Origin of the sequence: Bartonella massiliensis (assembly GCF_902150025.1) — a bacterium.
Taxonomy (GTDB): Bacteria; Pseudomonadota; Alphaproteobacteria; order Rhizobiales; family Rhizobiaceae; genus Bartonella; species Bartonella massiliensis.
In genome coordinates, this window is record NZ_CABFVS010000067.1 from 1 (window position 1) to 1,241 (window position 1,241).

A 1,241-nucleotide genomic window follows, 5' to 3' on the forward strand; every position below is an offset into this window, starting at 1 on the left:
ACTCTTTTGAAAAAATTATCGGCTTTTTTAGCAATTTTCTGCAGTTTTCACACTATTCATTCAAAATGGATTTAATAAGCTTCATTTCGATTCTTTTGAAAAGAATTAATTCATAGAATATTTTGTCATGGAGTTTATTCTTTATGCTTCACTCTCATAAATCTAATCATGAACACGTCTCTTTACGATCTCTGTTGGAAGAGTATCGCGAACAAGCAACTTCAAAAGCTCAACAAGGAAAAATCTTTGAAGATTTTGTTAGCAAATATCTTATGCATGACCCTATCCATTATGGACGCTATGAAAAGGTTGAAAGCTATTTTGAATGGGCTAAAGAGCGTGACGATTGGAATAAAAATGATATCGGCATTGATCTGGTTGCAAAGCTTCGCAATCAAGAAGGGTATGTTGCTATTCAATGTAAGTTTTATAAAGCTGACCATCAGATCAGTAAAAAGGATATTGATAGCTTTATCGCAGCCTCTGGAAAAGACATCTTTAAATATCGCCTTCTCGTTGATAGCACTGAAAGTGAATTAAGTGACAATGTGAATGCCATGATTAAAGGACAAGCGATACCCGTTTATCGCATTGACCTTCGTCATATGGAAAACAGTCGTATAGATTGGCAAATATTTGCAACAAAACAAGAAGTTGTTCTGAAATCAACGAAAGAACCTCGTCCCCATCAGAAAGAAGCCATCAAGAAAGTCTGTGAAGGTTTAAAAGAAGCAGACCGTGGCAAGCTTATTATGGCATGTGGTACGGGGAAGACGTTCACAAGCCTAAAAATAGCAGAGACCATAGCGGGAAAAGGCAAGCGTGTGTTGTTTTTAGTGCCTTCTCTTGCTTTAGTTTCACAAACAATCCGTGAATGGACACTGGACACACAAATCCCCTTGCGTTCTTTTGCGGTGTGTTCGGATACAAAAGTAGGAAAGCGTCGTAAAAACCAAGATGACATGGTTGGCATGGAAACATCAGATCTTGTGCTTCCTGCGACAACAGATGCAAAAGCCCTTGCCAAAGAAGCTTGTGAACACTTCGCAGAGGCAATGACCGTCATCTTTTCAACCTATCATTCCATTCAAGTGATTTCCGATGCACAAAAAGAGCATGGGTTACCCGAGTTTGATCTGATTATTTGTGATGAAGCACACCGTACGACTGGTGCTTCATTGGGAACTGACGACAATGAATCTGAGTTTGTCAAAGTTCATGATAACAGCATCATTCAAGGT

Annotated in this window: 1 protein-coding gene; it reads left to right on the forward strand. The window is 38.8% G+C overall.

Going from position 1 to position 1,241, the window contains the following annotated elements; all coding sequences use genetic code 11:
• Positions 1 to 143 precede the first annotated feature (143 nt).
• Positions 144 to 1,241: restriction endonuclease (locus tag FNZ60_RS09440; RefSeq protein ID WP_142417290.1), on the forward strand; the 1,098-nt coding region annotated here is incomplete at its 3' end.